Annotated in this window: 23 protein-coding genes and 1 pseudogene; 9 read left to right on the forward strand and 15 right to left on the reverse strand. The window is 65.1% G+C overall.

Translation table 11 applies throughout. From position 1 onward, the window contains the following. The first annotated feature begins 176 nt into the window (after window positions 1–176). Window positions 177–1,070, forward strand: a complete 894-nt coding sequence (locus NKH41_RS05190) for a sugar phosphate isomerase/epimerase family protein (RefSeq protein ID WP_352767413.1) — start codon at window positions 177–179, stop codon at window positions 1,068–1,070. Between the two features lie 46 nt (window positions 1,071–1,116). On the opposite strand, the gene NKH41_RS05195 is transcribed toward NKH41_RS05190, so the two are convergent. Together NKH41_RS05195 and NKH41_RS05200 are read right to left on the reverse strand one after the other, a co-directional pair. Next, window positions 1,117–1,572: a Crp/Fnr family transcriptional regulator gene (locus tag NKH41_RS05195; RefSeq protein WP_352470773.1), complete on the reverse strand. Its 456-nt coding sequence runs from the start codon at window positions 1,570–1,572 to the stop codon at window positions 1,117–1,119. A gap of 125 nt (window positions 1,573–1,697) precedes the next feature. After that, on the reverse strand, window positions 1,698–2,381 hold the full coding sequence (locus NKH41_RS05200; protein WP_023680479.1) for a response regulator transcription factor: 684 nt from the start codon (window positions 2,379–2,381) through the stop codon (window positions 1,698–1,700). A gap of 144 nt (window positions 2,382–2,525) precedes the next feature. On the opposite strand from NKH41_RS05200, the gene NKH41_RS05205 reads away from it, so the two are divergent. Continuing rightward, window positions 2,526–3,062, forward strand: a complete 537-nt coding sequence (locus NKH41_RS05205; RefSeq protein ID WP_245274862.1) for a L,D-transpeptidase family protein — start codon at window positions 2,526–2,528, stop codon at window positions 3,060–3,062. A gap of 124 nt (window positions 3,063–3,186) precedes the next feature. On the opposite strand, the gene NKH41_RS05210 is transcribed toward NKH41_RS05205, so the two are convergent. Then, window positions 3,187–3,432: a hypothetical protein gene (locus NKH41_RS05210; protein ID WP_352451326.1), complete on the reverse strand. Its 246-nt coding sequence runs from the start codon at window positions 3,430–3,432 to the stop codon at window positions 3,187–3,189. A 174-nt stretch (window positions 3,433–3,606) separates the two neighbouring features. On the opposite strand from NKH41_RS05210, the gene gcvA reads away from it, so the two are divergent. After that, complete coding sequence (gcvA, locus tag NKH41_RS05215) at window positions 3,607–4,527, forward strand: transcriptional regulator GcvA (RefSeq protein WP_352767415.1); 921 nt, start codon at window positions 3,607–3,609, stop codon at window positions 4,525–4,527. Window positions 4,528–4,530: 3 nt separating this feature from the next. Here gcvA and NKH41_RS05220 read toward each other — a convergent pair whose 3' ends face one another. The 6 genes from NKH41_RS05220 to tsaD form a co-directional block, all read right to left on the reverse strand. Further along, window positions 4,531–4,947: a DUF1761 domain-containing protein gene (locus tag NKH41_RS05220; protein ID WP_352509119.1), complete on the reverse strand. Its 417-nt coding sequence runs from the start codon at window positions 4,945–4,947 to the stop codon at window positions 4,531–4,533. A gap of 48 nt (window positions 4,948–4,995) precedes the next feature. After that, window positions 4,996–5,694 (reverse strand): class I SAM-dependent methyltransferase, encoded by a 699-nt coding sequence (locus tag NKH41_RS05225; RefSeq protein WP_352767417.1) that lies wholly within the window; start codon window positions 5,692–5,694, stop codon window positions 4,996–4,998. After that, window positions 5,649–6,074, reverse strand: coding sequence for an EVE domain-containing protein (locus NKH41_RS05230; protein ID WP_352470769.1), 426 nt, complete (start codon window positions 6,072–6,074; stop codon window positions 5,649–5,651). Before NKH41_RS05230 ends, NKH41_RS05225 begins: the two co-directional genes overlap by 46 nt. 180 nt (window positions 6,075–6,254) lie before the next feature. After that, window positions 6,255–6,551 carry a YciI-like protein gene (locus NKH41_RS05235; RefSeq protein ID WP_352704972.1) on the reverse strand — a complete coding sequence of 99 codons (297 nt, stop codon included), beginning with the start codon at window positions 6,549–6,551 and terminating at the stop codon, window positions 6,255–6,257. A gap of 26 nt (window positions 6,552–6,577) precedes the next feature. Beyond that, the gene (locus NKH41_RS05240; protein ID WP_352767419.1) at window positions 6,578–7,588 is read right to left on the reverse strand and encodes an NAD(P)H-dependent glycerol-3-phosphate dehydrogenase; all 1,011 of its coding nucleotides are present in this window, start codon (window positions 7,586–7,588) and stop codon (window positions 6,578–6,580) included. After that, window positions 7,585–8,670 (reverse strand): tRNA (adenosine(37)-N6)-threonylcarbamoyltransferase complex transferase subunit TsaD, encoded by a 1,086-nt coding sequence (gene tsaD / locus NKH41_RS05245; RefSeq protein ID WP_352767673.1) that lies wholly within the window; start codon window positions 8,668–8,670, stop codon window positions 7,585–7,587. The genes NKH41_RS05240 and tsaD overlap by 4 nt, the downstream gene beginning before the upstream one ends. Before the next feature lie 101 nt (window positions 8,671–8,771). Here tsaD and hemC point away from each other — a divergent pair, with 101 nt between their 5' ends. From hemC to NKH41_RS05275, 6 genes and pseudogenes are all read left to right on the forward strand, one after another. Continuing rightward, entirely contained in the window at window positions 8,772–9,698 is a 927-nt protein-coding gene (hemC, locus tag NKH41_RS05250) for a hydroxymethylbilane synthase (RefSeq protein WP_352767421.1), read from the forward strand. Window position 9,699: 1 nt separating this feature from the next. Further along, window positions 9,700–10,407 (forward strand): annotated as a pseudogene (locus tag NKH41_RS05255) (uroporphyrinogen-III synthase). 324 nt (window positions 10,408–10,731) lie between these two features. Continuing rightward, complete coding sequence (locus tag NKH41_RS05260) at window positions 10,732–12,222, forward strand: COG4223 family protein (RefSeq protein ID WP_352613167.1); 1,491 nt, start codon at window positions 10,732–10,734, stop codon at window positions 12,220–12,222. Between the two features lie 8 nt (window positions 12,223–12,230). Continuing rightward, window positions 12,231–13,841, forward strand: coding sequence for a heme biosynthesis protein HemY (locus tag NKH41_RS05265; protein WP_352613169.1), 1,611 nt, complete (start codon window positions 12,231–12,233; stop codon window positions 13,839–13,841). A 39-nt stretch (window positions 13,842–13,880) separates the two neighbouring features. Beyond that, window positions 13,881–14,360, forward strand: coding sequence for a tellurite resistance TerB family protein (locus NKH41_RS05270; protein WP_352470762.1), 480 nt, complete (start codon window positions 13,881–13,883; stop codon window positions 14,358–14,360). Between the two features lie 18 nt (window positions 14,361–14,378). Beyond that, the gene (locus NKH41_RS05275) at window positions 14,379–15,095 is read left to right on the forward strand and encodes a glutamine amidotransferase (protein ID WP_352767424.1); all 717 of its coding nucleotides are present in this window, start codon (window positions 14,379–14,381) and stop codon (window positions 15,093–15,095) included. Here NKH41_RS05275 and NKH41_RS05280 read toward each other — a convergent pair whose 3' ends face one another. The 6 genes from NKH41_RS05280 to NKH41_RS05305 form a co-directional block, all read right to left on the reverse strand. Next, entirely contained in the window at window positions 15,096–16,337 is a 1,242-nt protein-coding gene (locus NKH41_RS05280; RefSeq protein ID WP_352767426.1) for an MFS transporter, read from the reverse strand. A gap of 458 nt (window positions 16,338–16,795) precedes the next feature. Continuing rightward, window positions 16,796–17,260 carry a Ros/MucR family transcriptional regulator gene (locus tag NKH41_RS05285; RefSeq protein ID WP_352481010.1) on the reverse strand — a complete coding sequence of 155 codons (465 nt, stop codon included), beginning with the start codon at window positions 17,258–17,260 and terminating at the stop codon, window positions 16,796–16,798. Window positions 17,261–17,424: 164 nt separating this feature from the next. Then, window positions 17,425–18,129: an ROK family protein gene (locus NKH41_RS05290; protein ID WP_352481009.1), complete on the reverse strand. Its 705-nt coding sequence runs from the start codon at window positions 18,127–18,129 to the stop codon at window positions 17,425–17,427. 19 nt (window positions 18,130–18,148) lie between these two features. Continuing rightward, entirely contained in the window at window positions 18,149–19,525 is a 1,377-nt protein-coding gene (zwf, locus tag NKH41_RS05295) for a glucose-6-phosphate dehydrogenase (RefSeq protein WP_352767428.1), read from the reverse strand. Window positions 19,526–19,547: 22 nt separating this feature from the next. Next, complete coding sequence (gnd, locus tag NKH41_RS05300; RefSeq protein ID WP_352767430.1) at window positions 19,548–20,564, reverse strand: phosphogluconate dehydrogenase (NAD(+)-dependent, decarboxylating); 1,017 nt, start codon at window positions 20,562–20,564, stop codon at window positions 19,548–19,550. 100 nt (window positions 20,565–20,664) lie between these two features. Then, complete coding sequence (locus tag NKH41_RS05305) at window positions 20,665–23,076, reverse strand: glucan 1,4-alpha-glucosidase (protein WP_352767432.1); 2,412 nt, start codon at window positions 23,074–23,076, stop codon at window positions 20,665–20,667. Window positions 23,077–23,172 lie beyond the last annotated feature (96 nt).

A 23,172-nucleotide genomic window follows, 5' to 3' on the forward strand; every position in this document is an offset into this window, starting at 1 on the left:
CCCGCCGGTCTTTTGCAGCGGTCCATAATTTATCTTTATTACCGGGCGGTCCCCGGGCGGGTTCCCCCCCCGCTCGGGGGGGGCGGGGGGTAGGCCCGCCCCCACCTTTTTGTCCGAGCATCGGATTGCCAAAACCGCTTTGGACTTGGGTCAGCTGGAAATAACCGGAGACGATCATGTCGCGAATCGGAATCCATTCATTCGTCTGGTCGGCGAGCTCGGCGCAGGGCGACCTCGAGCGGACGCTGGCCAACACCAGGGAAGCCGGCTTCGACCTGATCGAATTCTCCTATCTCGACCCCGCCAATGTCGACATTGACGGCTTGGCCAAGCGGATCGCCGATCTCGGCCTCGGCGTTGCGATCAGCATCGGACTGCCGGCCGACGGCGATATTTCGAGCGCCGACAAAACGATTGCCGCGCACGGCGTCGAAATCCTGGAACGTACGATCGCGCTGACCCGCGATCTCGGCGGCCAGAAGGTTGCCGGCATCCTCAGCACCAGCCACGGCTTGCAGAGCGAGGCGCCAACGCGTGACCAGTGGGACCGCAGCGCCGGCACGCTGGCCAAGGTGGCGGACACGGCAAAATCAGCCGGCGTCACCCTCAACCTCGAAATCGTCAACCGCTTCGAAAGCAATCTGCTCAACACCGCCGCGCAAGGCATGGCCTTCATCGCGGACAGCGGCTCCGACAATATCTTCCTGCATCTCGACAGCTTCCACATGAACATCGAGGAGGCCGATGTCGGCTTGGCCATTCGCAATGCGGTCGGGAAGATCGGCTATGTCCATATCGGCGAGAGCCATCGCGGTTTCCTCGGCACCGGCAATATCGATTTTGCCGCGATATTCGATGCGCTGACCGCCATCGGCTACAGCGACGACCTCAGCTTCGAATCCTTCTCCTCGGAAATCGTCGACGCGAACCTGTCGCGGAAAACCGCGATCTGGCGCAATCTGTGGACCGACAACATCGAGCTGGCCAAACATGCGCGCCGCTTCATTGCGCTCGGACTGGAGACGGCACGGCGCAAGGCCGAGCTTGTTTCCGCAACGCACCGGCCCTGAGCCCTCGCAGTTCCGAAGTCGATCTGGTTAGGCCAGAGGCGCTATATTAGCCGGCAAAACGCGGCCCAAGTTCCTCGATGCGGCGGATCATCGCCTGGAAATCCTCCAAAATGCGCTGGTGCAGGTGAACCGCCAGTTCCGGGTATTCCTCGAGGATGCGGCGGAACATCTTGCGGCTGAGCCGCAGCACTTCCGAATCGATTTCGGCGGAGGCGCTGGTCAGCCGGTTGGTGTCGGCGATCAGCGCCAGTTCGCTGAGCATGGTGCCGGGGCCGACGGTGCCGATCGGGATGCGCTCGCCGTCGTGCTCGCGGTAGAGGACGATGCGGCCGCTGACCACGATGTAGGCCGAATCAGCCTCGTCGTCCTCGCGGTAAAGCTTGTGGTCGGCTTTCAACATGGTGGTTTCGGCGCCGAAGGCGAGCAGACGCAGCTGTTCCTGCGTAAAGCCCTCGAAGAGCCTCACGGTGGACAGGATGCGGATGTCGTCATCCAGCGCCATCTAGCTATGTCCCCGAACCGTCAGTCCGACTCCTCCCCTACGAGGCCGATCCAAAACCACCTCCAGCCTCAGGACCGTACCCGAAAAGCGCCCCGCCCGGATCGCTTATTTGAATAATGAAATGTTTAAGGAACCAGCTTGTAGCCGCCGCTTTCTGTCACGAGAATTTCCGCGTTGGAAGGATCGCGCTCGATCTTCTGGCGCAGCCGGTAGACGTGAGTTTCGAGCGTATGCGTGGTGACGCCGGAATTGTAGCCCCAGACTTCCTCCAGCAGCACGTCGCGGGTCACCACCTTCTGGTCGGCACGATAGAGATATTTGATGATCGAGGCTTCCTTTTCGGTCAGCCGCACCTTGGCGCCGCGCGGGTCGATCAGAAGCTTCTGGCTGGGCTTGAACGTGTAGGGGCCGACCGAGAAAGTGGCGTCCTCGCTCTGTTCGTGCTGGCGCAACTGCGCGCGGATGCGGGCCAGCAGCACGGCAAAACGGAACGGCTTCGTCACATAGTCGTTGGCGCCGGCCTCGAGGCCAAGGATGGTGTCGGAATCGGTATCATGGCCGGTCAGCATGATGATCGGCGCCTTGTAGCCGCCCTTGCGCAATATCTTTACCGCCTCGCGGCCATCCATGTCGGGCAGGCCGACATCCATGATGAGCAGGTCGATGAGCCCGCCACGCGCCGTGGCGACGCCTTTGGCGGCGGTCGCTTCCTGCAGGACATCGAATTCCTCATAAAGCGACAATTGCTCGACAAGGGTGCCGCGCAGGTCGTCATCGTCGTCGACGATCAGAATGGTGCGTGAAGTCATGGATCAATCCGTTGTTTTGAAAAGAGATTTCAGTTGACCGCTGCCTGTTTATGCGGAAGCTGACCGGCACAACAGCCGTTCACAGTGATTTGTTCCGTGGCACGATCATACAAGAAAAAACACGATCGCAATGCAGTCGGCGCAATTTTGCCGAAAGGGCTCACCGTGCTCACCGTGCGCGCGCGCCCCGGCCAACCCAGCCAGGGCTTTCTGCAGGCCGGCAAACTGGTGTTTCCATGTGCGCTGGGGCATGGCGGCATCTCGGCCGGCAAGCGCGAGGGCGACGGCGCCACGCCGCTTGCCTCGATGCGGATATTGTCGGGATATTTTCGCGGCGACCGTTTTGCCGGCGGCCGCCGGACGCGGCTGGCGATGACGCCGATCGGCCGCGACCTCGGCTGGTGCGAAGTGCCTGGGGACCGCAACTACAACCGCCCGGTCAAAATCCCCTATGGCGCCAGCCATGAGCGGATGCTGCGCACCGACGATCTCTATGACGCCTGCCTGGTGCTGGACTGGAACATTGTGCCGCGCCGGCGCGGGCGCGGCAGCGCCATCTTCTTCCACCTGGCGCGCCCCGGCTTCACGCCGACGCAAGGCTGCGTCGCGGTAACGGCCCGCACCATGGCACGGCTGCTGCCGCTGCTGTCGGAGCGGACGGTGGTAAGGGTGGTAAGGTAAGGGAGTAGGGGAATAAGGGAGTAGGGGAATAGGGGAGTAGGGGAGTAGGGGAATAGGGCAGTAAGAGTAGAGACAGGGGCGGGCGCGCCGCTTAGCTTTCCTACTCCCCTACTCCCCTACTCCCCTACTCCCCTACTCCCCTACTCCTTTGCCACCCTATGTCGAGAAGGCCGAGCCGGCCGAGTTCGCGGTCCATGGCGCGTGCGATGTCCTTGCGTTCGCCGCCGATGTCGCGAAGCTGGCGATCGGAGAGATCCTCGACATTTTGGTAGGGAAGATTGACCGCGATTTTTGCGTGCCGAAGCCAGTCAAGCACGGCGCGCAGCCAGGCCGGGCGGAGGGTTACCGAGCGCAAGGCGATGTCAGACATGGTGCAATCCGCTTCTCCGGACATCAAATCCGGTTTGATGTTTCTTCGATGCTCAGAGCATGGCGGATTGAAATTCAAACGGGAAACGAGTAGTTTTTTCTGCATCTTCAAGTTCTATTTGATGATTGGAATGCTCGACCGAACCCTCGACCGAACCCTCCTCGTCTGGCACTGATGGCGCGCCTGCTGCCTGGAACCCGTGCGCTGCGGACGCTGGAGGCAGCGGCGCGGCACCTCAATTTCACCCGCGCCGCCGACGAGCTCGGCCTGACGCCGGCAGCGGTCAGCCATCAGATCAAGGAAATCGAGGATCAGCTCGGCATCGTGCTGTTCACACGCACCAGCCGCACGATCCGGCTGACCGAGGCGGGCGCGGTGCTGTTCGAAGCTTCGACCGATGCGCTCGACCTGCTTGGCCGGGCCGTCTCACGGGCGCAGAAGACGGCGCGCGGATCGGCGCTGCTGAAGGTCACCCTCGATGCGCAATTCGCGACGAAGTGGCTGATGCGGCGCGTCGACGATTTTCGCAAGCAGCATCCGGCAATCGAGCTGCGTTTCGACATCAGTTACGAGGTGCGCGACTTCGATCGCGACGACGTCGATCTCGGCATCCGTTTCGGCACCGGCAAATATCCGGGGCTTCGCTCGCACCGGCTGTTCGAAAACGTCATCATCCCCGTCTGCAGCCCGGCCTTGCTGCGGTCAGGGCCGCCGCTCAAGGAGCCGCGCGACCTGTTCCATCATACGCTGGCCCATATCGAGTGGTCGCGCCAGGGCGTCACCTGGCCCAACTGGAGCATGTGGATGGCGGCGGCGGGCGTCGACGATTTCGACGACAGCCGGACCATCGTGTTCGGCAATTCGACGGATGCCGTCCAGGCCGCGCTCGACGGCAACGCGGTCGCGCTCGCCGATTTCGCCATGGTGGCAAACGATCTTTCGGAAGGCAGGCTGATCCGGCCGTTCGAACTCGGCATCAAGGTCGCGCCTGAATTCGCCTATTTCCTGGTCTATCCGGAGACCGCGGCGAATGATCCGCGCATCGTCGCCTTTCGCGATTGGCTTCTTGAGGAAATCGCCAGGACCCCGAGCTGACGGTCAGCCCGCCGCCGCGCCGAACCAGCCGATCACCGCGCCGATGAGAAGCAGCACGCCGAGCCAGTGACCAACATCGATGAGCGTCAGATCCCAGCCGAAACCTTCGTAGCGATGGTTGACCGAAAGCGTGGTGGCGACGAACCCCAGCCAGAGAACGAAGCCGAAGATCACCCCGGCAAGCAGGCTCGGTTCGCCGCCGGTCACGGCGCCGATGATCAGCGACATGACCAGTGCCATGACGAGCTCCGCGATGAAGGAGACGACGAAGGGCAGCATCGATTTGCTCATCGTCGCCGGATCAAGCTTGGCGGCCTTCAGCCACGGCTTGCTCAAGCCCATGTACCAGGCCCCGCCGAACAACCACGCCACGACGGCGGCGACGATTACCGCCAGCCAATTGATTGCTGAAAAATCCATGGTTCCCTCCGGTCGATTGCGCGATGGAACGCCTGTTCGGCGATGCAGTCAAGCAAGGCGCCAGACGGTGGTGCGCTTGACCTCGGCGTCCTCCAGCGCCCGGGTCACCGCCACTTCGTAGACGGCAAGCGGCTCCAGCCCGGTCTTCGGCAGATAGGAGCGGCCGGGATCGCCGACGAGAATGTCGGCACCGCGCGCCCTCAGCCGGGCGAACCACGGCATCAGCCCGTCGGCAAAGGACTTGTCGTAGAACACATCGCCGGCCAGCACGACGTCCCAGCCGGCATCGCTGCCGATGGGATCGCCGGCGAGGAATTTTATCTCGGTCCCATTTGCCTCGGCATTGAGGCGGATCGCGGTCGCGCAGAATGGGTCGATATCGGCGGCGATCACCTCGGCAGCTCCGGCCTTCACCGCGGCAATGGCGACAAGGCCGGAGCCGGAGGCGAAGTCCAGCACGCGCTTGCCGCGCACCGCCGCCGGATTGTCGAGGATGTAGCGGGCAAGGCCTTGGCCGCCGGCCCAGGCAAAAGCCCAGAAGGGCGGCGGCAGGCCGATTTCGGTCAGCTCGTCCTCGGTCCGCTGCCACAGTTCGTGCGCCTCGTCGGCCAGGTGCAGGCGGATCTCCGGCACATGCGGCGGCGCCATCAGCGCCGTGTTGTCGAGGATGAATTTCCTGGCGCTGTCCGGCGTCAGCGCCGTCATGGCGCCGGCGTCAGTTCGCCCATGCGGCAAACCTCTTGCCATTCGGCCGGCGTCACCGGCTGCACGGACAGCCGCCCGAGCCGCACCAGCGCCATGTCGGCCAGCTTTGGATTGGCCTTGGCCTGCTCCAGCGTCACCGGCTTCGGCATGGCCTTGAAGGCGCGGATGTCGACGCACTCCCAGCGGGGATCGTCGGTGGTGCTGTCCTGATGGGCCAGAGCGCAGACTTCGGCGATGCCGACGATGTCGAGCCCGTCATTGGAATGGTAGAAGAAGCCGAGATCGCCGATCTGCATCGCCTTCATGTTGTTGCGCGCCGCATAATTGCGCACGCCGTCCCATTGCGTGCCGGCCTTGCCCTTGGCCTTGAGGTCCTCGAAGGAGAAGACCGAAGGTTCGGATTTGAACAGCCAGTAGTTCATCTCAGTTGTCCCGTTGCCGTTGTCGGTTTGTCGCTATCCAGCGTTGGCGCTGCCCTCACCCTTACCCTCTCCCCGTAAGGACGGGGAGAGGGGTCGCCAGCGCTGGAGCTTCTCCCTTCTCCCCGTTCTTCACGGGGAGAAGGTGCCGGCAGGCGGATGAGGGGCAGCGCGAACGAACGATCATTCACTCACAGGTTTGTTGAAGCTCCAGTTCCACTGCCGGATTTCGACGCTTTCGAACAGCCCTGCCTTGGTATAGGGATCGGCCGCCGACAGGGCTCTTGCCGCAGCCAGATCGGGCGCCTCGACAACGGCGAGAGTGCCGTTCGGCTTGCCGTCGGCGTCGAGGAACGGGCCGGCGAAGGCCAATTTCTTGTCGCCGTTCAGCCCTTCCAGGAAGGCAAGGTGCTTGGGCCGCGTATCGAGCCGCACCTGCAGCCTTCCGGGCTTGTCCTTGCAAATCAACGCAAACAGCATCTTTCCATCTCCGCAATCGTTCGCGATTACATGTCGGTTTCGGTCTTGAGTGGCCTTGTCATCAACGCCGACACAGCCTGGTCTATGGTTATGGTGCCGTCCAGTATGGCGGCGACGGCGGCGATGATCGGCGCGTCGATCCGGCGCTCGCCGGCGATGCGGGCGGCGATTGCCGCCGTCGGCACGCCTTCGGCCAAAGGCAGGCCGGCAAGCGGCTTGCCTTGCCCCAGCGCCAGCCCATAGGCGAAATTGCGCGACTGCGCGGACGAGCAGGTGAGCAGCAGGTCGCCGAGGCCGGAAAGCCCCATCAGCGTCTCCGGCTTGGCGCCAAAGGCGGCGCCGATGCGGCGCAATTCGACGAAGCCGCGCGTCACCATCGCCGCCTGGGCGCTGGCACCGAGCCCGGCGCCGGTGACGGCACCCGCGGCAATGGCAAAGACGTTCTTCAGCGCGCCGCCGATCTCGACGCCGATCAGGTCGTCGCTCGAATAACAGCGCAGATTTTCCGCCGAAAAGCGGGCGGCAAGCTCGGTGGCCAGAGCCTCGTCGCGGGCGGCGACCACGACGGCCGTCGGCAGGCCCCTGGCGACATCGGTGGCAAAGCTTGGGCCGGACAAAGCGGCGACCGGATTTGCCGGCAGTATTTCCTCGGTGATGGACGATAGCAGCGCGCCGGTGTCGCGCTCGATGCCCTTGGCGCAGAGGACCAGCGGGACGCCTTCCGGCATTTGGCTGGACGCGGCCGTCAGCATAATCCGTAACGATTGCGCCGGCGCTACCGCCAGAACGCAGTCTGCACCGTCGAGCGCCGCCTCGATGTCGCTCGTCGCCACGATGCCGGGATCGAGCGCGATGCCCGGCAGATAGCGCGGATTTTCGCCACGGTCGATCGCCGCGACGGTCTCCGGGTCGCGCGCATAGAGGCGGACGAAATGACCGGCGCGCAGCGTGGCCAGCGCCAGCGCCGTGCCCCAGGCGCCGCCGCCGAGCACGGCGACGCGCCAGCCGCTTGGCGCCTTGTGCTCGCTGCCGGTCATGCCTTGGCCCCACGCCGGCCCGAGCCGACCATCGGGGCCGAGACGCTGTCCAGCGGCCAGCGCGAGCGCGGCACGAAATCGGCGGCGTTTTCACCTGATATGCCGGCGCGCAAGCGCTCGATGCCGGCCCAGGCGATCATCGCCGCATTGTCGGTGCAGAGGTTGAGCGGCGGCGCGACGAAGCTGAACCCGGCCTGCTCGCACCGGCCCTGCAATGTCGCCTTGATGGTCCGATTGGCGGCGACGCCGCCGGCGACAACCAATGCAGGCTCGGCCTTGTCCGGGAATTGCTGACGGAACCGGGTCAGCGCCCGCGCAACACGGTCGCCCAGCGCATCCGCGACCGCCGCCTGGAACGAGGCGCAGATATCGGCGACATCCTGGTCGCTCAGCGGGGCAATCGCGGTTGCCGCCTGGCGCACCGCGGTCTTGAGGCCGGAGAAGGAAAAATCGGGCTGCACGGAGCCCTTCATCGGGCGCGGAAAGGCGAAACGCGTCGCGTCACCGGTTGCCGCCGCCTTCTCGACATTCGGTCCGCCCGGATAGGGCAGGCCGAGCATCTTGGCCGTCTTGTCGAAGGCTTCGCCAAGCGCGTCGTCGATCGTCGTCGCCCAGCGCTGGTAGTCGCCGACGCCGCGCACGGCGACGATCTGGGTATGGCCGCCGGAGACCAGCAGCAAGAGGTAGGGAAAGTCGAGCCCGTCGGTCAGCCTGGCCGTCAGCGCGTGGCCTTCGAGATGGTTGATGGCGATCAGCGGTTTTTTTGCTGCCGCGGCGATTGCTTTGGCCGTCATCAGGCCGACGATCAGCCCGCCGACAAGACCGGGGCCGGCGGTGGCGGCAATCGCATCGATGTCGGCGAGCTCGACGCCGGAATCGGCCAGCGCTGCCTCGATGATGCCGTCGAGCGCCTCGACATGGGCGCGCGCGGCGATCTCCGGCACGACGCCGCCGAAAGCAGCATGCTCCTCGATCTGGCTGAGCACGATGTTCGACAGGATTTGCGGCGTGCTGCGACCGTCCAGCGCCACCACGCTGGCGGCGGTCTCGTCGCAACTCGTCTCGATGCCCAGAACGCGGATCAATTCGTCGCTGTCCAAAAATCGTACAGATTGTACTGTCGGCCTTTCCCCGATAGGAGAACACCCGAAAACCTGCCGGGGGTTATCACGGACGGCGCGTCATGCAAACAACCTTGAAAATCGGAACACGCGGCAGCCCGCTGGCGCTGGCGCAGGCGCATGAAACGCAGGCGCGGCTGATGGCGGCGCATGGCATGCCGGCGGAAGCTTTCGAGGTGGTCGTCATCTCGACCAGCGGCGACCGCATCCAGGACCGGCCGCTGTCGGAAGCCGGCGGCAAGGGCCTGTTCACCAAGGAGATCGAGGAGGCGCTGCTGGCGCGCCGCATCGACATCGCCGTGCATTCGTCGAAGGACATGCCGACGCTGTTGCCCGAGGGGCTGGAACTGTCCGCGTTCCTGCCGCGCGAAGACGCGCGCGATGCCTTCATCGGCAAGGCGGCGCGAACGATTGCCGGCCTGCCGCAAGGCGCCAGGGTCGGTTCGTCGTCGCTGCGGCGCCAGGCGCTGATCCGGCGGATGCGGCCGGACCTCGAAGTGGTGATGTTTCGCGGCAATGTGCAGACGCGGCTGCGCAAGCTCGACGACGGCATCGCCGACGGCACCATCCTCGCTTATGCCGGGCTGAAGCGGCTCGGCCTCGAAGACGTCGTCACCGACCTGATGCCGCTCGAGGTCTTTCCGCCGGCGCCGGGGCAAGGCGCGATCTGCATCGAAAGCCGCATCGGAGACCGCGACGTGGAACAGATGCTGGCAGCGATCGACGACCGGCCGACCGGCGAGGCGCTGGCCTGCGAGCGCGCCTTCCTGGCGGCGCTCGACGGGTCCTGCCGCACGCCGATCGCCGGACATGCGACGATATCGGGCGGAACGGTTTCCTTTGCCGGGCTGATCATCTCGCCCGATGGCACGCAGTCGCATGAAGTCAGGCTGCAAGGGCCGGCGCAGGAGGCGGCGCGCATTGGCGCGGAAGCCGCGGCGACCGTTCGGGCCAAGGCCGGCGAAACATTCTTCGATGGCTGGACCTGACATGCTCCGCGTCCTGGTGACGAGGCCCGAACCGGGCGCGTCGCGCACGGGGCGCCGGCTTGCGGATGCCGGCTTTCAGCCGATCCTGCTGCCATTGACCGGAACCGTGACGCTGCCGGTCGATGCCGGCGCGCTCGCTGACGCCGCGGCGGTCGCGGTCACCAGCGCCAATGCCGTTCGCCATGCGCCGTAAGAGGTCATCGCGGCGCTCGCCGGCTTGCCGTGCCACGCCGTCGGCAGGAAGACGGCGGAAGCCGCCCGCGCTGCCGGGTTTCTGTCGGTCAGCGAAGGCCCGGGCAATGCCGAGGCGCTGGCCGATGCGCTTGCTGGCGGTTACGCGGGGCAGACGATCGTCTATCTCTGCGGGCGGGTAAGATTTCCCGGCTTCGAGGAAGGGCTGTTGGCGTCGGGCGTTCAGATCCGCGCCGTCGAGACCTACGACACCGTTGTCCTGGATTACTCCGACGAGGCCGTTCTTGCGCGCCTGTCCGCCCGGCCGGTCGAGGCGGTGCTGCTCTACTCGGCCAAGGCGGCCACCGCTATGCAGGCCCTGGCTAGCCGGCCGGTGCTGCGCGGTGTTTTTGAAAAAACGCGCTTTTTCGGATTATCGGGGCGCATCGCCGCGGCCTTGGGCGATGTAGCCGAGATCCGGATTGCGCCTGAGCCCAGCGAGGACGCGCTGCTGGGACTTTTGCAGGCGCCGCGCTGATGGCATTAGCGGCGGCTCTGTGCCGTCCTCGAGGGGCGGCGCCAAACTCAGGCGATTGCTCTCGGGCACATTTTGTTCTTGCTTTGTGCCGGCAGCTATGCTACTAATTTGGCTATGGTGCCAATTGGCTCCAACGACCCGCCCGCCGAGGCGGGTTTTTTGTGTGCCGAGCATGGGCCTTGGCTTGAAACGTGGATTCGGCCCTGCGGCGTTTTGCCAAAACTGAACTCCAAGCCGTGGCGTCATCACGCCGCCCCTTTTCACCGCTTGGTGATGTGCTAGACCCTTTCAACCATCCCGAAGCGAATTTTGCGGAGCCCGAGCATGGTCAAGACGCCGAAGATGCGGCATTCCAAGAGCCGCCGTGAGCCGGTGACCATCGAGCTTGAGCCTGGCGCCGTCTCGCGAGTCGCCGACAAACAGGATGCCGTGACCTCGCAGACCGACGAGGCGCGGGCCGAGGAAGCGGCGAACGCCTCGCAGCCGGAGCCACCTGAAGAGCCGGTGCATGCGGACCAGACCGATCTCGAGCCATGGGAACATGCCGACGCAGCCGCGCCGGCCGGCACGCAAGAGCCGGCGGACGCCGGCGACGATTCTGCCAGGGAAGCGGAAACCCCCTATCCCGCCGGTTCGGATGCGCCGGCCGGGCGCTCCGCGGTTTCCGATTACAGCTTCGAAGATGCATCCAGCGGAACCGGGGCCAACGAACCGAGGATCCCAGGTTCCGGCGAGAAGACAGCTGAGACGAGGGACGACCATATGGCAGCGCAGCCGAAGCGAAGCGGCATCAACGGCATCGCCGCCGGTATTATCGGCGGCGTCATCGCCCTCGCCGCGGCCGGCGGGCTGCAATTTGCCGGCCTGCTCGGTGCGCCGGGGACGGGCGGCGTGTCGCTCGACGCGATCAATGGTGAGATCGTTTCGCTGAAACGCGAGGTCGCGGACCTCAGACAGGCCGGCGCCAACAATGACGCATCGGCCAAGGTGGACGGGCTGTCGTCGGCGCTGGATCAGGTCAGGGCGGACGTCGCGGCGTTGAAGTCGGCGGTCGAGCAAGGCGGTGCCGGCGACAATGCCGGCCTGGCAGCACTTGGCGACAAGGTAAGGCAGATCGAGACGGCGGTTGCGGCCCTCGGCAAAGCCGGCGGTACGGCGCCGGTCGATCTCGGCCCGCTCAACGAAAGGCTGGCCGCGCTCGATGCGCTGGTGAAATCGGCCGGCGAGACGACAAAGGCGCAGGACAGCCGGCTTGCGGCCCTGGAACAGTCGGTTTCACAGATCTCCGGCAAGGTCGATGCACAGGCTTCGCAGCCGAAGATCGCACTGGCCATTGCCGCTTCGGCGCTCAAGGCAGCGCTCGACCGTGGTGCACCGTTCGCCGCCGAGCTGGAAACCTTTGCCGCGATCTCACCCGATGCACCCGAGATCGCGACGTTGCGCACCTATGCCGAAAAGGGCGTCTCGATGCGCTCCGAGATCGCCGCCGAAGCGGACGCCGCCGCCAACGCGATGGTCGCTGCCGCGACGCCCATCGACCAGAATGCCGGCATCCTGCAGAAGCTGCTGTCCAGCGCCGAATCGCTGGTCAAGGTCAGGCCGATCGGCGCCGTCGAAGGCACCGGCGTCCCGGAAACCGTCGCTCGCATGGAGGTCGCGGTCAGCCAGGGCGACTACGCCAAGGCGCTCAGCGAATATGAAACCCTGCCTGAGGCGGCCAAGGCCGCCGGCGCCGACTTTGCCGGCAAGTTGAAAGCGCGGATGGAGGTCGAGACGCAGATCGATTCGCTCATCGCAGGCGCGATGAAGGCGTGAGGAACCCGATGATCCGCATCCTCGCCTTCCTTGCCGTCGTCTTTGCGCTCGGGCTCGGCTTCGCCTGGCTGGCCGACCGGCCGGGCGAAATGCTCGTCACCTTCAACGGCTATCAATACCAGGTCAGCCTGATGGTCGCGGCGGTGGCGGTCGTTGCCGTGGTTGCCGCGGTAATGATCGTCTGGTGGCTGGTCAAGGCGCTGTGGAACAGCCCCTATACGATCTCGCGCTATTTCCGCGTGCGTCGCCGCGACCGCGGCTACCAGGCGCTGTCGACCGGGATGATCGCCGCCGGCGCCGGTGACGGCGCGCTCGCCCGCAAGAAGACCAAGGAAGCGGCAAAGCTGATCCGCTCCGATCAGGAGCCACTGATCCAGCTGCTCGACGCGCAGGCCTCGCTGCTCGAAGGCGACCATGAAGGCGCCCGCGAAAAGTTCGAGACCATGCTCGATGATCCCGAAATGCGGCTGCTCGGCCTGCGCGGGCTTTATCTCGAGGCCGAGCGGCTCGGCGACCGCAACGCAGCCCGCCACTATGCCGGCCGTGCCGCGGCGGTAGCGCCGCAACTGGCCTGGGCGGCCGAATCGACGCTGGAAGACCTGACCGAACGCGGCGACTGGGATGGCGCGCTGAAACTGGTCGACGCCCAGAAGTCGACCCGGCAGATCGAGCGTGACGCCGCCAACCGGCGCCGCGTCGTGCTGCTGACCGCCAAGGCGCAGGCGCTGATCGACAGCGATGCCAATGCCGCAAGGACGGCGGCGCTCGAAGCCAATCGGCTGCGGCCGGATTTTGCACCGGCGGCGGTCGTCGCGGCGAAATTGCTGTTTAGACAGAACGACGTGCGCAAAGGCTCGAAAATCCTCGAGGCGGCGTGGAAGGCCGAGCCCCATCCGGAGATCGCCGAGCTCTACACCCATGCCAGGCCGGGCGATGCCGTGCTCGACCGGCTGAACCGGGCAAAGAAGCTGCAGGAGCTGAAGAAGAACCATGCCGAGTCCTCGCTTGCCGTGGCGCGCGCCGCGCTAGATGCGCAGGATTTTTCAACCGCCCGCCGCGAGGCGGAAGCCGCCATCCGCATCGATCGCCGCGAAGGCGCCTATCTGCTGCTGGCCGATATCGAGGAGGCCGAGACCGGCGACCAGGGCAAGGTGCGGCAGTTGCTGTCGAAGGCGGTGAGAGCGCCGCGCGACCCGGCCTGGGTTGCCGACGGCGTCGTCTCCGACCGCTGGGCTCCGGTATCGCCGATCACCGGCAGGCTCGATGCATTCGAATGGCGGGCGCCGATGGAGCGGCTCGGGCAGTTGATCGACGGTCATGAGGATACGCCGGAGGTGCAGGTGCCGGCCATCGCGGCGGCTCCAGCCAGGCCGGTACAGGAAAGGGCCGGGTCGATCGAGCACACGGCGGAGACACCGGGCACAGCGACCGAGGAGAAGACGGACGACCGCGCCGGCGAGGATCATGTGACACCAATCACCGCGGCGGCGTTTGCCCAAGTGCCGGAAGATGCCGAGGCCGTCGAGCCGGCGCAGGAGCTGACGCGGCTGCCCGACGACCCCGGCGTCGATCCAGACGACGCGGCGGATAAATCGACGCGCCGGTTTCGTTTATTCTGATCAGGGTCGAGTGGACCCCGGCTTATTGGGAATGATTTGATGTTCGAACGCGTTTTGTCGTTTCTAAGGGATCTGCCGTCCGGTGGTGGCGCCAGCCCCAGCGCCGACGATCCGCGCATTGCCGCGTCCGCCCTGCTTTTCCACGTGATGAACGCCGACGGGGTGCGCCAGGATAGCGAATGGGAACGGTTCAAGAAGGTGCTGGCGGAAAGCTACTCGATCAGCGGTGACGAACTCGACGCGTTGGCGGCTGCCGGCGAGCGGGCCGACAATGAGGCGATCGACCTCTACGCCTTCACCAGCGTGCTCAAGCGCCATCTCGACGCCGAGGCGCGAAAGGCCTTCATCGGCCTGATGTGGGAGATCGTCTATGCCGATGGCGAGCTGCACGAGCTCGAGGACAATACCGTGTGGCGGGTCGCCGAGCTGATCGGCGTCGAACGTCGCGACCGTGTCGAGGCGCGTCTCAAGGCGGCCGCCGCGGCGCCTGGTGCTGCCGGAACCTCAAGCGACGAATAGACAGGATCCCGCCTTCCAATGCCGCCCAAGCCAAGTCCGAGACCAAAGATCCTGATCGTGCTGCATCAGGAGCATTCGAGCCCCGGACGGGTCGGCCATATGCTTATCGAGGAAGGCTTCGACCTCGACATCCGCCGACCGCCGCTCGGCGAGGCCTTGCCGCAGACGCTGGATGGCCATGTCGGCGCCGTGGTGTTCGGCGGGCCGATGAGCGCCAATGACGGCGACGAGTTCGTCCGCCGCGAGACCGACTGGCTCAAAATTCCGCTCAACGAGAACCGGCCGCTGCTTGGCATCTGCCTCGGCGCGCAAATGCTGGTCAAGCATCTTGGCGGCAGGGTCGAGGGCCATGGCGAGGGCCTCGTCGAAATCGGCTGGTATCCGCTGAAGGCGACCGAAGCGGGCAGCAGGCTGATGCATTGGCCGGAGATGGTCTATCAGTTCCATCGCGAAGGGTTTTCGCTGCCGAAGGACGCGACGCTTTTGGCGACGGCCGAAACCTATCCCAACCAGGCCTTCCGCTATGGCGACAATGCCTGGGGCATTCAGTTCCATGGCGAATTGACCCGGGCGATGATGCAGCGCTGGGTGGTGCGCGGCGCGCACCGCTTCGAACTGCCCGGCGCGCAGCCCGGCCGCGATCATCTCGGCGGCCGGCTGATCTGGGACATGCACCTCAAGCGCTGGCTCGGCGAGTTCCTGCCGATGATTTTCGGCAAGCCGGCGCTGCGGTAATCAGTTTTGCCCCCTGAGATGACGCACCTTGCGCAGCTGCGGGAACAGCACCGCCCATAGGCCGGCAACAGCGATCGCCCCGACACCCCCGACCACCACGGCCGGAACCGTGCCGATCAACGCCGCCATGGTACCGGCGCGGAATTCGCCGAGCTCATTGGAAGCGCCGACAAACACCTGGTTGACGGCGTTGACGCGGCCGCGAACGGCGTCCGGCGTCCACAGCTGGATCAGCGTCTCGCGGATATAGACGCTGAACATGTCAGTGGCGCCGAGCAGCGCAAGGGCCGCAATCGACAGCCAGGTGATGGTCGAGAGGCCGAACAGAACCGTGAACGCGCCGAACAGCGCGACGAAGCCGAGCATGACAAGGCCGGCATGGTTGCGGATCGGGTGTCCGGCCAGCCAGATGGCGACGCAGATGGCGCCGACGCCGGGCGCCGAGCGCAACAGGCCGAGCCCCCATGGGCCGAGTTCGAGGATATCGCGCGCGTAGACCGGCAGCAGCGCCGAGGCGCCGGACAGGAGCACCGCAAACAGATCGAGCGAAATCGCACCGAGCACGATCTTTTCGCTCCAGATATAGCCGAAGCCGGCGAACAGGGTCTGTACCGTCGGCCTGTCGGTCCGGCTGCGCTGGGCAGGCTTCGGGATGGTGAAGATCAGCACGGCGGCAACCAGCATCAGCACAGCGGCGGTGGTGTAGGCGGCTTCGGCTGAAAGCCCGTAGAGCAGGCCGCCGGCGACCGGCCCGACGATGGTTGCCGTCTGCCAGGCGGACGAGTTCCAGGCGATGGCGTTGGCAAAATCCTCGGGCGGCACCAGATTGGCGAACAGCGATGAGGAGGCCGGCCCGAAGAAGGCGCGCGCGATGCCGAACATGGCGAGCACGATGAAGACCGGCATCGGCCCGGAGAGGCCGCGTAGCGTCAGCAGCAGCAGGGCCAAGGCGCAGCCCGCCTCGACCAGCACCGCCAGCGCCATGATCAGCCGGCGCCCGAAACGATCGGCAACGTCGCCGGTGACCAGCACCAGCAGCAGAGAAGGCAGGAACTGGACGATGCCGACAAGGCCGAGGTCGAACGGGTCGCGGGTGAGATCGTAGATCTGCCAGCCGACGGCGACCGACACGATCTGGGTGGAGAATGTCGAGAGGAAGCGCGCCGCCCAGTAGCTCAGGAACGGCCGATGGCGAAAGGCGGCATAGCGCTGGTCGGATGGTACTTGGGATTCTGTGGTCATGGAATAAGGCCCCGTGGCGGCTATGTCGGCCGGCGGGGCACTTCCTCGATGGGCGCTGGTCCGGCCAAAAAAGCCTTTAGCGCAGTTCGGCGCAGGGCGCGCGCAAAAATCCGGCGTGGCTCCAGCTTTTTTCAGGCTGCCATACCAATTGCAGGCGGCAACCACGCTCGGCGGAGATGGAGAGGGTTATTTGGCGCGCAGGTCGAGTTCCTTCGCGCCCCCCCTCTGTCCTGCCGGACATCTCCCCCTCAAGGGGGGAGATTGGACGTCGCGACGTCCTTCGCCAGTCTCCGGCTTCGAAGGCAATTTGTACGTTCAAAGATTTGTACGTTTAAAGCGTAGCGCCATCGGCGAGGCAGCTGATCTCCCCCCTTGAGGGGGAGATGTCCGGCAGGACAGAGGGGGGCGCTGTCCCGCCAATCTTCGAGGCTTGCGTTTGCAGGGCTTCGAACGATGCTTTAGGCCGTCGCCTTGGCCTTCCTGCCCCTGCCCTTGACGGGCGCGGGCGGGGGGGCTTTGCGGCCGAGACCGATCGCCTTGGCCAGCTGCGAACGCGAGGCCGCGTAGTTGGGGGCGACCATCGGGTAGTCCGACGGCAGGCCCCATTTGGCGCGATAGGCGTCGGGCGTCAGCCCGAAATGAACGCCGATATGGCGCTTCAAGGATTTGAACTTCTTGCCGTCCTCGAGACAGATGATGTAGTCCGGCGTCACCGATTTCTTGGGATTGACGGCAGGCGTCAGCGGCGCGGCGACCGGCACAGCCGGTTGCCCGAGGCCGCCTATGGAAGCGCTGACGCTGGCGATGAGATCGCCGAGGCCGGAAGCCGGCAAGCGGTTCTTCTCGACATAGGCGGACACGATATGGGCGGTCAGCTCGAGCAGGTCGATATTTTTGCGAGCGTTGTTGTTGTCGTCGGTCAATCTATCTCTCCGTCCATGGGGGTCGCAGAAATTCCTAGTCGGCAAATCTGCGCAATGCAATGACGCCGCACCACGTCACACATTATTTTGAATAATAATACTAACGGCAGCGCGGGATTAACAACCCTGAGCCGGTGCTCGATAATATCAGACAATCAGCAATATCAAATAATCAGGGATTTGTCGCGCCATAGTCGAAATCCGCCCTCGAAGGCGCGTGTGTTGTCGCCGCGTCTGCAATCGGCGGGCAAGTCGGTGAGTTCGTCGACATTGCCGCCGCCGATGACCACGTAGTCCGGCTGCATGGCGGCGCGAAGCCGGTCGACCACGTCGAAGACGTGTTTGCGCCATTTCTTCTTGCCGCGCTTTTGCAGGCCGCGTTCGCCGACATAGTCTTCGAAACTGCCGCGCTTCTTGTAGGGAAGATGGGCAAGCTCCATCGGCTGGGCAACGTTATCGACGATCATCGCGGCCCCAAGGCCGGTGCCGAGGCCAAGGAACAGCATGCGGCCGCCCTCATAACTGCCGATGGCCTGCATGAGCGCATCGTTAACGACCTTGACCGGTTTGCCGAACTCGGCGGCGAAATCGCAGCCGACCCAGCCCTTGCCGAGATTGGCGGGTTCGGTCAGCGGCCGGTTGTGGTGCACCGGGCCCGGATAGCCCATCGAGACGACATCGTAGCGCAGCCCTTCGGCGAGCGTCTTCACCGCCGCGACCATCTGCTGCGGCGTAAGCTCCGGTCCGGAAGCGGTCTTGCGCTCGTCGCCGCCGGCACTGGTGCGGATCTTGACGTGCGAGCCGCCGATATCGATCGCAAGCACGATCTTTTCTTCCTCCGATGCCGGTTGCTTCACCGCCTTGGCCATCGCTTTCACCTTCCAGAAATCATTTCGCTGGATTGATCCAGCCGTTCGGCGGCCCGAATCCAGCCATGGCTTCGGCCGGCCCCCACGTCTTTGGCGCGTAGACAGGGGGCGGCGTGGTGTCGCCGAGCACCGGGCCGACGATGCGCCAGGCGAGCTCGCTGGCGTCCTGGCGGGTGAAAAGCTGGCCGTTGCCGTTCATGGCGTCGCCGATCAACCGCTCGTACGGCGGCATGTCGCCCTTCGAATCGTCCAGCGCGGTGAGCTCGACCTGCTCACCGACCATGTCATCGCCGGGCGCCTTGCGACGGGCGCCGATCGAGATCGCCACCTGAGGATCGATGCGGAAGCGCACGTGATTGCAGTCGCCGGGCTTGATCGGATCGAAGACGTCGAGCGGCGGTCGCTTCAGTTGCACGATGACCTCGGTGGCGTGCACCGGCAGGGATTTGCCGGCGCGAATGAAGAACGGCACATCCTGCCAGCGCCAGGTATCGACGAAAAAGCGCACCGCCGCGAAGGTCTCGACCGGCGAGTTCGGCGCCACGCCCGGCTCGTTGAGATAGCCGTCGAACTGGCCGCGCACCACATCGTCCCTGGTCAGCGTCCGGATCGCCCGCAGGACCTGCACCTTCTCGTCGATGAGATCGTCGGCCGAGCGGCCGACCGGCGGTTCCATGGCGAGCAGCAAGAGGATGTTGAGCAGATGGTTTTCGACGACGTCGCGAATGCAGCCGACCTCGTCATAGAAGCGGCCGCGGCCCTCGACGCCGAAATCCTCGGCCATGGTGATCTGCACGCTCTCGACGTAATTGCGGTTCCAGATCGGCTCGAGGAAGGAATTGGCGAAGCGGAAATAGAGCAGGTTCTGGATCGCCTCCTTGCCGAGATAATGGTCGATGCGGAAGATCGACTTTTCGTCGAAGACCAGATGCAGCACCCGGTTCAGCCAGCGCGCCGATTGCAGATCGTGGCCGAACGGCTTTTCCACCATCAGGCGCGCGCCCTGGGCGGCGCCCGACTGCTCCAGCCCCTGGACGACCACCTCGAACATCGCCGGCGGCACCGCCAGATAGTGCAGCGGCCGCTCAGCGCTGCCGAGCGCGGTCTTCAGCTTCTCGAAGGTCGCAGGCGCCCGATAGTCGCCACTGACATAGCGCAGCAGCGATGCAAGCCTGGCAAAGATCTTGTCGTCGATGCTGCCCAAGGCGTTGACGATGCCGTCGCGGGCGCGCGCCTGCAGCTTGGCGAGGTCCCACGGATCGAAGGCGACGCCGATCACCGGCTCGTTCAGCGTCCCTTTGGCCACCATGGCGTAAAGGGCGGGGAAGATCTTCTTGTGGGCGAGATCGCCGGTGGCGCCGAAAAGCACCAGCGTGTCCGATCGTTCCTGGCTCATGGGCGTGCCTCCCTGTCGCCCGTCACGAGCCGGCCTTGGGTTTTTCGACATGGCCGCCAAAGGCATAGCGCATGGCGGACAGAAGCTTGTCGGCGAATTCGGATTCGCCTTGCGAGGAGAACCTGTCGAACAGCGCCGAGGACAGCACCGGCGCCGGCACGCCGGTGTCGATCGCCGCCTTCAGCGTCCAGCGGCCTTCGCCGGAATCCGAGACCCGCCCGCCGAACTGCGTCAACGACGAATCGGCCTTCAGTACGCCGGCCGTCAGGTCGAGCAGCCACGAGCCGATGACGCTGCCGTGCCGCCAGACCTCGGCCACTTCAGCGATGTCGATGTCGAACTGGTAATATTGCGGGTTTTCCAGCGGGCTGGTTTCGGCATCGGCGGTGCGCTGCCGTTTGCCGACATTCGCCGACTTCAGGATGTTCATGCCTTCGGCATAGGCGGCCATAACGCCATATTCGATACCGTTATGGACCATCTTGACGAAATGGCCGGCGCCGCTTGGTCCGCAGTGAAGATAGCCGAAGGGCGAGGTTCCGGCATCCTTGGCAGGAGCGGGCGAAGCGGCGTCGGCGCCCGGCGCCAGCGTTGCGAAGACCGGATCGAGATGCTGGACCGCGCTGTCGGGGCCGCCGATCATCAGGCAGTAGCCGCGCTCGAGGCCCCAGACGCCGCCGCTGGTGCCGACATCGACATAGCTCAAGCCTTTCAAGGCGAGGCGCGCGGCGTGGTCGACGGCCTCGTGATAATAGGAATTGCCGCCGTCTATGATGATGTCGCCCGGCTCCATCAGGGCAGCCACCTGGTCGACGATCTTGCCGGTGATCGCCGCAGGCAGCATCAGCCAGGCGCTGCGCGGCTTCGCCAGCTTGCCGACGAACTCCTCCATCGAGGCGGCTCCGACCGCGCCGGCGCTCACAAGCGCGGCGACGCTCGCCGGGTTAATATCGTAGACGACGCATTCGTGGCCATCGCGCAGCAGGCGCCGAACCATGTTGGCGCCCATCCGGCCCAGTCCCATCATTCCTATCTGCATGGTCTCGTCCTGCCTTACTTGAGGGATCGATGATCTAGTGGCGCCGTGATTGAAGCATGATCTTGTCCGAAAACCGGTCTCCACTTTGCGGGGTCATGCTCTATCCTGTATCGCCGATGCCGACAGAAAAGTCAGCATTCTCCCAATGGCCGCTATCGGGCCAGAAGAAAGTGAAGACAATGCTATTGCCCGGGCTATTGCCTGGAGCAATCTCGGCAACCTGCAATTCCGCAAGATGGATGCCGAAAGCATTCGCGGTGGTCTCGGTGTCATGGACGGTTGCCCAATTGTCGCTGCTCCAATGAACCACCGCCCGGGCCAGAAGTTCGATGCGCAGCGCCTTGCCTGCCGGGATGGTACGGATCTTGTGGTTGAAGCGCCATGCCCTGAAGCGCGACACCGTCCTGCCCTCGATATAGCGCTTGACGCCTTGCGGCGGCATGTCGAACACCGTGCCGTCGCGCAGCGACCGCAGCAGCTTGATGTGCTCGGAATGCGCCCAGACCAGCGGCTTGGCGCTGCCGGAGGGCCCGCCATGCCGCAATTCGCGCTCCGGCATGTCGGGACCGTCCCAGACCTGCTCCGGTAGCAGGCCGCCCGGTCCGGCAGAGTTCTCGAACGTCCTGAGCAGGCTTGCCGCACTATCCCTGCGGCCTGCCGCCAACTCGTAATGAGCGCGCTCGCCGACCAGCAGCGGCCAGGGCCGGCCCCGGCCGGTTCCATCGAAGGGCGCGCCGTCGGCATGCTCGCCATAGCCGTCGCCATTGTAGCGGTACCAGAGCGGGCCCTGCGGCAGCTCGCAGCGCAATTGCGCGTCGATGACCTTGACCGTGTCGAGGATGCGCGGATCGTCGGCCGCCCTGAGGCCGAAGCGGACCAGCGCCAGCGCATCCGGGCTGACGATCGCCTTGGCCGGCCGGTCCGTATCGGCCGGCGGGCGGTTCTTGATCGGGACGTAGCCGTCTTTCGGCGATGCCGCGCCGGCTTTGTCGGGCGGGGCGATGCGGACATAGTAGCCTTCGACGCTGGCTTGCTCGCATGCGGCGGTGCCGGCGACGTAGGTCCAGCGCTCGATCTGATCGTTCCAGACATCGGCGGTTTCGCGCAGATAGTTTGCCGGCTCTGTTTTGCCGGCGGTATCGAAGATGTCGGCAGCCGCCAGCAATGCGGCGATCTCGACGGCAAGCGTGAACGGGCTGTAGCCGGCGTCTTCTTCCCAACGGTCCTCGCCGGTGACCGGGCCGTTGCGCACGACATAGGCGGTAGCGCGCTCGATCATCGGCATGAAGGAGGAGAGTGCGGCAGGCGGCAAATGGCCGGCGCGGCGCAGTGCGTCGGCAAGCAGCAGCGGGAAGGCGCATTCGTCCATCTGGATGCCCGGCCAATAGTCCGATCCGTCGAGCCAGGCGTTCTGCGGCCAATGGCCGTCCGGCTGCTGGATCGAGCGCAGATAGCCAAGGATGCGCAAGGCTTCCGCCGGGTCGCCGGCGGCGAGGAAGCCGCCGGCGGTTTCGACCAGATCGCGCGGCCAGACCAGGTGATAGCCGCCGAGGTCGTCGTCGCCCTTGTTGAAGCCCCACGGGATCGACAGGCTGGCGACGGCTGCTCCGGCAGACGACCGATGGGTCGCCAGCACCGCCGTGCTGAGGCGGTAGGGATTGAGGCCGGACGCCGCGTGCCGGTCCAGCGGCAGCAGGCCGGCCTGCCATTTGCGCCATTTTTCGATGTAGGATCCGGCTGCGGGCTCAAAACCTTGCCTCAGGCTGGCGAAAGCAGTTTTCGCCGCCTGTTGCGGCGTCGCGCCGAAGCCCAGTGCCAGCAATATTTTTGGGTTCGCAGCCGAAAAGGCGATCTCGCCGGTCAGCGCGACATTGCCGTCCTCGGCCCTGCGGCAGGCCGGATCGAGCCGGCCGCCTTGACCAAGCTGCTGCCAGCCGTCGGAGACGCCGACATAGCCGGCCGAGCACGCCTTCCACGGCACCGACGAGGCGAGCGCCAGGCAGGTGCCGCGTCCCGATGCAAACAGGACAGGCTGTCCTTCATGGTCGTCGATCCAGGCGGTGTTGCCCATGCCGGCGTTGACGAGGTGCGGTGCCAGCAGCGCGTAGACGCGGTAGTCGGCGGCCGCGCCTTTGAGCGGCGTGAACATAATCTCCTGCAGCAAGACGGGACGTTCCGGATCCGTCAGGATGCGCTTTTCGATCCTGTAGGTTCCATCGCTTGCGGTGTTGACCAGCTGGTAGGCAGGCACCCCGTCCGCCAGGGGTTCTATACTGTGTTCGGCATCGCGTTTTTCTTCCGAGAAATAGCCGTCGGGTCCGGTGACGATCAGCCCCAGATCGCGGGTGCAGGCGCTATCGAGGCGCGGGTAGTAGATCTCGTTGAGGATACCGTGGCTGATGGTGAACCAGATCGGGCAGGCCGGCGAGAGCGCGGTGCCGACGCCGCTCTTGGCGCTCGAGGTCCAGCGCGCCGGAATGCCGGGTGCACCCGGGGCAAGGTTCGTCGCCATTCAATCGGTCTCCAGTGCCATCCCTAGACCAGGAGTCGAACCGGTTTCAATGATTGCACCGCAAGTTGATCGCCGGCCATGGATTGCTGTTGACAG

This window comes from Mesorhizobium sp. M1169, assembly GCF_040318345.1.
Lineage (GTDB): Bacteria > Pseudomonadota > Alphaproteobacteria > Rhizobiales > Rhizobiaceae > Mesorhizobium.